Raw genomic sequence first — 10406 nt, forward strand, 5'->3', positions numbered from 1 at the left:
GAGCCAAACCGACCAGCGCTCGATGTATTCGAGGTCGTATTCGACGCGGCGGTGGATCTTGTGCAGCGTGTCGGTCTCGCCCCTGTAACCGTTTACCTGGGCGAGCCCGGTAATCCCTGGCTTGACCCGATGGCGCGCGGCATATTCGGCCACGGCGTCCTCGAACAGCACGTTGGCCGCCTTGGTCGCGCTCGCATGCGGGCGCGGGCCGACCATCGACATGCTGCCGAGGAAGACATTGAACAGCTGCGGCAACTCGTCGAGGCTGGTCTTGCGGATGAAGCGGCCGACCTTGGTGATGCGCGCGTCATCGCGCGTGGTCTGCTGTGCGGCGTTCGCGTCGCGCAGATGGTGGTACATCGAGCGGAACTTGAACACCTCGATCAGGTGCTCGTTGTAGCCGTAGCGCTTCTGCCGGAACAGCACCGGCCCCGGCGATTCGAGCTTGATCGCGATCGCGACGGCGATCATCACCGGCGCCAGCAGCAGCAGGCACAGCGTCGAAAGGATGATGTCCTCGGCGCGCTTGAGCAGCGGCGACCAGCCCTGCAGCGGACGCTGCGAGAGATTCGCCATCGGCAGCTCGGCCACCTGCGAGGTATGCTGCGGCGTGTGGTGGAGCGAGCCGAGATCGGGGGCGAGCAGCACGTCCACGGGCATGCGCTTGAAGCGGTCGACGACTTCCTTGATGCGCTCTTCCTCGCTTGCGGGCAGGGCGACGATGACCTGCTCGACGCGTTCGTCGCGCACCATGCCCTCAAGCCGGTCGATGTCGCCGATCAGGTTCAGCGCCTGGTTGTCGAGCAGCGCCGCGTGCGTGGGCTCGTCGTCGATGAAGCCGACGACGCCGGCGCGGATGTCCTCGTTCTGTTCGATGTGTTCGGCGACGCGCAGGCCGTTCTCGTTGCAGCCGTAGATCACCGCACGCTGCAGGTATTTGCCGTGCGCCATGAAGTGATCGTTCACGCCGAGTATCGCCGCGCGCGCGAGCAGGAACAGCAGTACCGTGGCGGCGAACCAGGCGACGAGGTACTGCCCCGGAATCGCGAACGCGTTGAGCGTGAGGTTCTGCGCCACGAGCACGAGGCCGAAGGTCGCGCTCAAGGCGAAGAAGGTCTTGCGCACGAGCAGGCGTTTGGAAAAGATTTCCTCGGAGTAGATGCCGAACGACTGGAACACGAGCACGGTGATCGTGCCGAACAGCACAGCCATCAGGCGCGGATGCAGGAGATAGCGTGCTTCCTCGTGCGTGCCCTTGAGCACCATCAGGGTGACGAGGCAGGGCAGCGCGGCAAGCAGACCGTGCAGCAGCTTGGTCAGGGTGACCGCGTAGGCGACCGCGCCAAGGCGGAAGTCTGCGCTGAAGAGCTTCCCGCTCGTTGCCGGACTGCCGCCGGCCTTGCTGGACAAAATCCTGGTCGAACTCATCGAGCCTCCTTGGTCGGCGTGGCCTGGAAGTCCGCCACGCTTGAGAAGGAAGCCGGTTTTTGGGATCAGATCAGCCCGGGGGAGGGAAATTCAAAGAACACCAGAAACCAACTTCGGCTAAACCCGGGCATCGATGCCCCGGCCATTTTTGGTTCTCGGTTCCCTGTATGACGAACGCCTGGAGCGGCTGTTGCGCGAGGTCGAAGCTCGTCACTTCATCGCAGTGAGAATCTGCGAAAAAAACTTGGACAGATCGGGTGGAAACGACTCTGTTGCTGCGCTCCTGCGTGGGGGAAAGTGTGCATCGAAGCGCTGTTGATGCTGCGCTGCGGAAGGATCATGCCATTGATTTTCCTGATTTTCCTGAACGTCTGCTGTCGTAAACACCCGTTTGAACGTTAAAAAGCGCGCGCACGCCGAACGCCGCCACGCACCGGAAAGCGCGTAGCGGCGGGCGATGACGGCGAGGCGGATTTCGTTAAACGAAGCCGAGATTCGGGCTCGAAAAATTTTTCAGAAATGGGAACACGTTCGCAATATCACACGACTGCATTCCGAACCACGCGGCGAGTGTCGCCGAGTACTGATCGCTCGACACGGTCGGGATCATTTGTCCGCGTGCAAGGCAGTCGGGACCGTTCAAGCTCTGATTCGGAAACAGCGTGCCGCTGGCGCCTGGCGCGCCGTACAACTTTGCGCCGCGCACCGCGCCACCCATGACGAACTGGATGCCGCCCCAGGCATGATCGGTGCCGCCGCCGTTCGAGTTCAGCGTGCGTCCGAATTCGGACTGGGTGAACGTGGTGACCGCACCGGGAATGCCGAGGTCGTTCGCAGTACACTGGTAGAACGCACCGAGTGCCTGCGAGAGCTGGGTGAACAGCGCTGGCTGGTCGGCGAGCTGGTCGTGGTGCGTGTCGAAGCCGCCCATGGTGACGAAGAAGATCTGCCGCTTCACCTTGAGCGCGCCACGTACCGAGATGATGCGCGCGATCATCTTCAGCGCATCCGCGAGCGGGTTGTTCGCAGGAAACGGCGAGTTGAGGGCGGGTCCGCTGGCGAGCGCGGTCGACAGCGTCGAAGCGTAGTCGATCGCGTTGTTGAGCACGGCGTTGTAGCTGCGCGTGAGCGGATCGGGATAGGCGTTGGCCAGCATCTGCGCGATCGCATTGGCCGCCGCTGCGCCCGACGCGCCATCGTAGCCGATCGGGCCGACCACGCCACTGCTCGCCACGCTGTAGGGCTGCACCTGCACGCCGGTCTGGAAGCGATTGGTGCCGCTGAGCGAAATCGACATCGGCAGCGGCGCCCCCGGGTTGAGCACGGAGAGCCGGTCGGCGGCGAGGCCACCCCAGCCGGTGGTGCCGTGCGAGGTCGGCTGACCGTACTGCCATTGGCCTTGCTGGTCGAGATGGGAGAACAGCAGCGGCGGCAGCGGATAGCCCGGCGTGAGGTACTGGCTCTTCGTCGTCGGTTGGCGCAGCGTGCCGACGTTGACCACGAAGGCACCCTTGCCCGCATTGAACAGCGTGCCCATTTCACTGCAGTTCGGATGCAGGCCGTAGGTCTCGCCGCTTGCCGCGCCCTGCACCGCGAGTGGCAGCAGCGACCCGCGCGCGATGGCGAGGCCGCCGCGCGAATTGCCATAGGTCGTGTAACGCGTCGTGTCGCTCGGAATCAGCATGTTGTACGAATCGTTGCCGCCGGCGAGATAGACGCAGACGAGCGCCTTGTAATCGCTCACCGCCGAGTAGCTGGAGCAGGATGCGGCTAGCGCCGAATTGATGAGGCCGAACTGGCCGTAGAGAGCGCCGCCGCCGATGCCGGCGAGGCAGGAGGAAGCGGCCGCGCGCAGGAAGTCGCGGCGCGAGCGCGAATGCGAAGTGATCATGGTGGGGAGTCCGGGGTTATTTCTGTACGGCGAATTCGGGCGAAACGAGCACGACCTTGAGCAGATCGCGCACGCGAACCTGCGCCGGCAGGAAGGAGTACGAGGCTGGGTCGTTGAGCATGCCGATCAGCGCATTGCGCGCGACCGTGCTCATGCTTCCGTAAAGCAGATCATGGTTGACCTGATCGACCAGATTCGCCGCGTTGCCCGCGATCGCGGTCAACGGCGAGATGTCGATGAGCAGCGCGTTCGCTCCGTTGCTCGGATTGCCTACGTAGTTCTGCGCGCGCGCGGTCAGATCGTTGGCGATCATCATGACCGTGCTCTCGGTCAGCACCTGCAGCTCCGGTGCGTATTGACCTGCCGTAGCGAGTTCGCCGGGCGGAAGGTAGTCGGGCTGGTAGAAGTTGAACACCGAGTTCGCGCCGTACGGATGCTGGTAATAGTTCTCCGGATGCGATGCCATGTACTTGCCGGTCTGCGTCGCCGGCGCGTAGTAGCGCCACAGCGCGGTGAGGCGCAGCAGCGGCTCGCGCAGCTTGCCAAAGGTGTAGCCGGGAGTCGAAACGGTGCCGGTCATCGCCTCGTCGTCGAGCAGGATCGCCGCGGCGACCAGGCCGAGGTCGCCGCCGGTCGCGCTGAACACCGAGCTGACGCGCGCGATGTAGGCCGGCGTCGGATTGCTCGAGGTCAGGCGCTGGATGAGCTGGCGCGAGATGAACGGCGCGACGTTGGGATGCGCGGCGAGTGCGTGGAGCGCGGCGGCGAGATCGTTCTCGCAGCTCGTGCCCGCAGGCACGGTCGGCGCATCGGAACTGGCACCGTAGTTGCCGGTCGGGCTGATCAGGGTCTTGGCGCCGCTGTCGTGGTACGCCGCATAGCAGATCAGCGGCTGGTAGTTCGCCGGTGCCCAGTTGCCGCTGCTGGGATCGGTGCCGAATCCGCTCTGGTAGCTCCAGCCGGTGAACACGCGCGCATAGGTGGCGACGGTCGCTTCGGTGTAGGTCGGAATTTCCGCGCCGTTCGCGTCGAGCTTCGGCGAGAAGTCGGCATTGCGCAGGGTCAGACCAACCGAGAACAACTGCATCAGTTCGCGCCCGTAGTTTTCGTCGGGGAAAGTGCCGAGCAGCGGGTCACTCTTGCGGTTGCTCGTGTAGCTGAGCATCTTGCCCATCGCCGGACTGCGCGAGACGTCGTAGATCAGGTTGTAGTAACTCGCCGGATGGGACACGCCCGCGCCATCGGTGTAGCTGGCGACGTCGCGCGCAAGCGTGTCCGCGTATTCGGCGATCGCGACGGGATCCTGGTCGAGATTGCCGGCGCGGTCGGACACGACGAGGATTTGGCTCATCGCCCAGGCAATACGCTGGCGCAACTGGTCCGGCGCGGTGACCATCGTGCGGAAGGAAACTTCGAGACGATCGATCTGGCCCGGATTGGTCACGTAGGCGTCGAGCTTCTCGACCGCCGGACGTTGCAGTGTCGGCTGCAACGCGAGCTGGCGGCGAATCCATTCCGCATAGCCGAGCGCACGCAGGCTGGCGATGTCCACGCGGGTCGGGCCGAACGTGGCCATGGTGAGGAAGCGCGCGGCTTCGGCATCGCTGGCCGGAGCGCTGTTCATTGCCACTATCGCGGCACGCTGCGGCGCGGACAGCCCGGGCCCCGCCAACCCGGCCCTTGCCGCCATGGCGGGGCCGAGGAACAAAATCAGGACGCAGGCAAGCACAACCCGAGCCGGGTTGGCGGAAAAAAGAACTCGTGACTTCAAGGGGAGAACTCCGAGGGAATGCGCCGAACTCCACGGCGATTGCCCTTGTAACTACTGGGGTGCGTCAATTACGTTTGATTCGCGTTGCGCGAAAGCACCCCTGCTATGTTTCGCGACGGTAAAATAAAAGTTAATAAAGTGTTTGGTCAAGTGAAGTGCATCACAAATCAAAAAAATAGTTTGGCGCTTGGCAGTCGGTTTATCATTTTGATCTTAGTCACTTTTTTGCCAATCTGATGTTAAATCGCGACTGTTTCGACTCCTTCGCCTAATGAACGAAAACTTCGCTCGCCTCTCCTCCGGATTTCCATGTGCCTGCTGTTGCTCGCCCTGAACACCATCGCCGATCGCCCTTGGCTCCTGCTCGGCAACCGTGACGAGTTCCACGCGCGGCCGACCGCGCCGGCCGGCGAATGGGCTGACGCACCCGGCATATTCGGCGGACGCGACCTCGCCGCCGGCGGTTCGTGGCTCGCCGTGAACCGCAACGGCCGCTATGCCGCGGTCACCAACGTGCGTCGGCCCGGCGCGCAGGCCGCGCCGCGATCGCGCGGCGCGCTGGTCGGCGAATTCGTCAGCGCCGACACGATGCCGCTTGCCTATGTCGAAACGATCGCGCGCGAACGCGCGTGCTACGGACCGTTCAACCTCGTCGTCGGCGATGCGCGTGGCGCATGCTTCGTCAGCAGCATCGATGGCAAGGTGCGCACGCTCGCCGACGGCGTGCATGCATTCAGCAACGGCTCGCTCGATGACGAATGGCCGAAGATGCGCCGGTTGCAGGAGAAATTTTCCAGTTTGTTGCAAAGTGGAAAAGTGGAGGATGAGGCGCTGCTCGACCTGCTTCACGACGACGCCCGGCCGGACGACCGCGACCTGCCGCAGACCGGCATAGCCCTCGAACTCGAGCGCCGTCTCGCCTCGATCTTCGTCATGCCGATGAGCGTGCACGGCGACGCCTACGGCACGCGCGCGAGCACGCTCGCCTACGCGTACGCGGACGGCTCGCACGTCCTGCGCGAGCGCCGCTATGACGCCGCTGCCAACGTCGCCGGAGAAGCAGCGCTGTCACTGGCCGCATCGACGTAGCGCGGGTCCGCACGCATCGAATACGTATTCACGCGCCACGATGCCAGCCGCATCGAACCTGGCACGCTAAAGTGCCTGCCTTTCGACGACGGCGGAGGGCATATGACGAATCGACGCAGGCGCGCGGCATGGCCCATGGGCAGGCTGGCGTGCTGCCTGCTCGCGCTCGCCTTGCCATTGTCGTCCACGATCGCGCATGCCGAAGGCAGCGTGGTCCATCATGCGGCGTTCGCTTCGAAATTCGTCAAGCCACGCGACGTCAGCGTGTGGTTGCCCGAAGGCTATGATCCCAAAGGCGAGCGCCTGCCCGTGCTGTACATGCAGGATGGCGAGAATCTCTACGACTCGAGCCGCTCGCTCAGCGGCGCGAACTGGGGTGTGGACGTCACCGTTTCGCGATTGATCCGCGAAGGCAAGATGCCGCGCGTGATCGTCGTCGGCATGGCCAGCACCGACCTGCGCGGACGCGAATACCTGCCGAAGAAGATCTACGATCGTCTGCCCGCGGCGACGCGCGTCGCGATTGCGACGGGCTGGGGCGGCGAGCCGTTGTCCGACGAGTACCTGAAATTCATCGTCCGCGAACTCAAGCCCTTCATCGACCGCAGCTACCACACGAAGGCCGGAGCGGCCGACACCTATGTGATGGGCTCGTCGATGGGCGGACTGATTTCGTTCTATGCGCAGGCGGAGTATCCGCAGGTGTTCGGCGCGTCGGCATCGCTGTCGTTGCATTGGCTGCTCGGCAGTTCGCGCGATCAGCGGCCCGATTCCGCGATCCACGCGCCGCAGGTGAGCAAGGCTTTCGCCGACTACCTCGATGGGAGCGCGCTCAAACCCGCCGGACATCGTGTCTACATCGACCAGGGCACGGCGACGCTCGATGCAAGCTACCGGCCGTACAGCCTCGCGTTCGAGGACCTGATGCGCGCGCGTGGATGGACGCGCGGCGGAGATTTCGAGAGTCGGGTCTTCGCCGGCGAAAACCATAGCGAAGCTGCGTGGAACAAGCGCTTGGCTACACCGCTGGAGTTCCTGTTCTCGCAGCGGACAAAACTCGCCGCTGCGCCGCGCGCGCATGCCGATGCCGAATACCTGGATTTTCTGCGCCGCGCGCAGGTGCCGGACGACTACATGGTCGGCAAGTTCGGCACCGCCGATGTGGTGCTTCTCGGCGAAGACCATGCGGTCAGGCAGAACCTCGCCTTCGTCGCCGCGCTGATTCCGAAGCTGTACGCGGCGGGCGTACGCAACCTGGTAATGGAGTTCGGCGCGCAGGAAGACCAGCAGGCGCTTGACGCACTGCTCGGCGCCGCGACTTTCGACGAAGGCAAGGCCAAGGCGCTGATGTTCCACTACAACAGCATGTGGAGCTGGAAGGAATACCGCGACCTGTACCGCGCCGCGTGGACGTTCAACCGCGCTCTCGCGCCGGGGCGGAAACCGTTCCGCATCGTCAACATGAGCTATGTCTACGACTGGCGCGGCTTCGACGGCGTGCGCACGCCGCGCAGCCTCGCGCGGATATTTTCGCGCGGCGTGGTCGATGCGTTCCGCGCCGACCTGATCTCGCGCGACATCCTCGACCGTGGCGAGAAGGCACTCGTACTGACCGGCACGCTGCACGCGTTCACCCACTTCGCAATGCCGGAAACACACGCCGACAGCGATGGCTTCTGCCTGCGCACCGAGAACGCGCTCGGCAACCGCCTGCTCAAGGCCTATGGCATGCGCGTCGCCAACGTGTTGCTGCACCAGAGCTTGCCGAACCGGCCCGGAGTGAAGCCGGCGTTCGTGCAGCCGGGTGGTGGCGAGATCGAACGTCTGATGCGGCTCAATGCGAATGTGCCGGTCGGCTTCGACCTGCGCGGCACGCCACTTGGCGACGTGCGCGAACCGGGTTACTACGGTCTCTGCGACGACAAGCTAACGCTTGGCGGCTTCTTCGACGGCTACGTGTTTCTCGCGCCGTTCTGGCAACTCGAAGCGGCAACGCCGGATCCCGATTTCGTCGACGAGATCAACCTGCGCTCGGCGCTGGACCAGTTCCCCGACCCGGACTGGAGTCCGAAACCGGCCGACCTGAAGGGAATCAAGGCGGATCTGCAGAAGATGGCCGACGACATCGACCGCCGCTATCGCGCCGCGGAGTGAGTCAATGCCGCTCTATCAGGGTGGCAGAATTGCCTTGAGTGCCGCCCGTGCCGCGTCGAATGAGAAGTGCGAGCTCACGTTGACGAGCCCGTTCGCCGACAAGGTGTTCCACAGCGACTCGTCGGCGTAGAGGCGCAGGATCGCGGCGGCGAAGTCGGCCGGCGAGTCGGCGACGAGGACGTCGCTGCCGGCGTTGACGTGCATGCCCTCTACGGCAGTTGTCGTCGCGACTACGGGCAGGCCGTAGCTCATCGCCATGTTGACCTTGCCCTTGACGCCGGCGCCGACACGCAGCGGCGCGATCGAGACGCGGCAGCCGTCCATGAACGGCGCGAGGTCGGCGACGTAGCCGTGCATGATCATGCCGTCGATCGCGAGCTTGGCGATCGAATCGGGAGCGCCGGCACCGATGATGTGCAGATCGATCTTCGCCTTCGCGCGCAACAGCGGGAACACTTCGCGCACGAACCAGAGCACCGCGTCGATGTTCGGCGGGTGCTGGAAACTGCCGACGAAGACGATGCCCTCGCGCGCGGCGAACGCACGCCGGCAGCCGTAGATCTCATGCACGTTGCTCAATACTGCCACCGGTACACCCGGTGCCTCGCGCGCGAGCAGCGCCTTTTCCGTTTCGCTGACGACGAGGGTGAGGTCGCATTCGTCCATCACGCGCAGTTCGTTCGCCCGGGTTGCCGCGGCCTGGCGCGCGAGCTCGGCGCTGCCTTCGATCTGCGCCGTGCGCTGCTCGCGCAGATAGTGCAGGTCGACCGTGTCGAAGATCATTTTCGCGCGCCGCGCATACAGATATACGAGATCGAGATATTTCTCCGCGACGTAGTGGCGCGAGAGCACGACGGCGTCGAGTTCGGGCCCGTTCGTGCGCAGCCATGCGCCCGCATCGGCGACGAATGGGTGATAGAGCGCTTCGACGCCGAGTGCCTGCAGTGCTTCGGTGTAGCGTCCTTCATGGGCGTGATTTTCGGGCAGGAAACTCACGCGATAGCCGAGTTCGCGCAGCAGGCGCATCAGGTTGGTCATGCGCAGCGAACCCGAATCCTGATCCGGCCGCGGTGTGTACGAATCGATGATCAGCACGCGCCGCGTGTCGTGGAAGTTAGCCGCCGCGGCGGCATGCTTGGCGTTGTCGATCGGCGCCGGTTGCAGGGTTAGCGCCGCCTTCCACTTGTCGATGAATTTCTCGCGGTTGACGACCTGGTACTGCTTGATACCGCTGCCGATGTCGGTGCCCGAAGTGACGCCCTCGAAATGAACCACGACCGAGCGCGGCTCGTAGAAGACCTTCTTGCCGGCCGCGCGCACGGCGAAGGCGAGATCGGTGTCTTCGTAGTAGGCCGGCGCGTAACGCGAGTCGAAGCCGCCGAGCTTGTCGAAGAATTCGCGCCGCAGCATGATCGCCGCGCCAGAGCAGTAGTCGGCCTGGCGACGGAATTCGTAGCGCGGGTCGCTGGGGTTGTCGAAGCGGCCGTAATTCCAGCCCGAACCGTCGCGGAAGACGATGCCGCCGGCTTCCTGCAGGCGCCCGTCCGGATAGACGAGCTTGGCGCCGACGAGGCCGGCGTCGGGTTCCTCGGCAAAGCAGGCGATCAGCGCTTCGAGCCAGCCGCGGGTGACGACGGTGTCGTTGTTGAGGAACAGCACGTACTCGCCGCTTGCCGCCGCGGCTCCCGCGTTGCAGGAGCCGATGAAGCCAAGGTTGCGCTCGTTGCGCAGAGAACGGATGCCGTCGATTTGCGCGAGCTGCGCCGGCGTCGCATCACTCGAGCCGTCGTCGACGACGATCACCTCGAACGCCGTCGCGCTCGCGTGTTCGGCAAGCGAACGCAGGCAGGCGACCGTGTATTCGACCTTGTTGTAGACCGGAATGACGATGCTGACTTGCGGCCGTGCCGAAGTGGGCACGGCAAAGGTTTCCAGCGGCGCATCATGTGCGACCGGCGCGGCCGGAGCCTCGACGATCGGCGCGGGCACCGGCGCGCCGCGCTTGCGCGCGAATTCGTCGCCGATGCGGCGGAACGTGCCAAGCAGTCCACGCCGCGCGAGGCTGGCGCGCGT

6 protein-coding genes are annotated in these 10406 nt (G+C 64.5%); 2 read left to right on the forward strand and 4 right to left on the reverse strand.

Annotated features, from left to right (window positions below; all coding sequences use genetic code 11):
• The 3 genes from VF497_RS04465 to VF497_RS04475 form a co-directional block, all read right to left on the reverse strand.
• Positions 1 to 1428, reverse strand: a 1428-nt coding sequence (locus VF497_RS04465) for an undecaprenyl-phosphate glucose phosphotransferase (RefSeq protein WP_330886438.1), incomplete at its 3' end; no start/stop codon positions are given.
• A 478-nt stretch (positions 1429 to 1906) separates the two neighbouring features.
• Positions 1907 to 3319, reverse strand: coding sequence for a DUF1501 domain-containing protein (locus VF497_RS04470; protein WP_330886439.1), 1413 nt, complete (start codon positions 3317 to 3319; stop codon positions 1907 to 1909).
• Positions 3320 to 3335: 16 nt separating this feature from the next.
• Entirely contained in the window at positions 3336 to 4943 is a 1608-nt protein-coding gene (locus tag VF497_RS04475) for a DUF1800 family protein (RefSeq protein WP_330886440.1), read from the reverse strand.
• 456 nt (positions 4944 to 5399) lie between these two features.
• Here VF497_RS04475 and VF497_RS04480 point away from each other — a divergent pair, with 456 nt between their 5' ends.
• Together VF497_RS04480 and VF497_RS04485 are read left to right on the forward strand one after the other, a co-directional pair.
• A complete protein-coding gene (locus tag VF497_RS04480; RefSeq protein ID WP_330886441.1) occupies positions 5400 to 6179 on the forward strand; it encodes an NRDE family protein in 780 nt (259 codons plus the stop codon).
• A gap of 135 nt (positions 6180 to 6314) precedes the next feature.
• Positions 6315 to 8333: a ChaN family lipoprotein gene (locus VF497_RS04485; RefSeq protein WP_330886442.1), complete on the forward strand. Its 2019-nt coding sequence runs from the start codon at positions 6315 to 6317 to the stop codon at positions 8331 to 8333.
• Between the two features lie 15 nt (positions 8334 to 8348).
• Here VF497_RS04485 and VF497_RS04490 read toward each other — a convergent pair.
• The coding region (locus VF497_RS04490) for a glycosyltransferase (RefSeq protein ID WP_330886443.1) at positions 8349 to 10406 on the reverse strand (2058 nt) is incomplete at its 5' end.

Origin of the sequence: Rudaea sp. (genome assembly GCF_036383415.1) — a bacterium.
Classification (GTDB): Bacteria; Pseudomonadota; Gammaproteobacteria; order Xanthomonadales; family Rhodanobacteraceae; genus Rudaea.

Coding starts and splice junctions, on each gene's coding strand:
- VF497_RS04470 (WP_330886439.1), bottom strand. CDS start 3,319: ATGATCACTTCGCATTCGCGCTCGCGCCGCGACTTCCTGCGCGCGGCC.
- VF497_RS04475 (WP_330886440.1), bottom strand. CDS start 4,943: ATGAACAGCGCTCCGGCCAGCGATGCCGAAGCCGCGCGCTTCCTCACC.
- VF497_RS04480 (WP_330886441.1), top strand. CDS start 5,400: ATGTGCCTGCTGTTGCTCGCCCTGAACACCATCGCCGATCGCCCTTGG.
- VF497_RS04485 (WP_330886442.1), top strand. CDS start 6,315: ATGGGCAGGCTGGCGTGCTGCCTGCTCGCGCTCGCCTTGCCATTGTCG.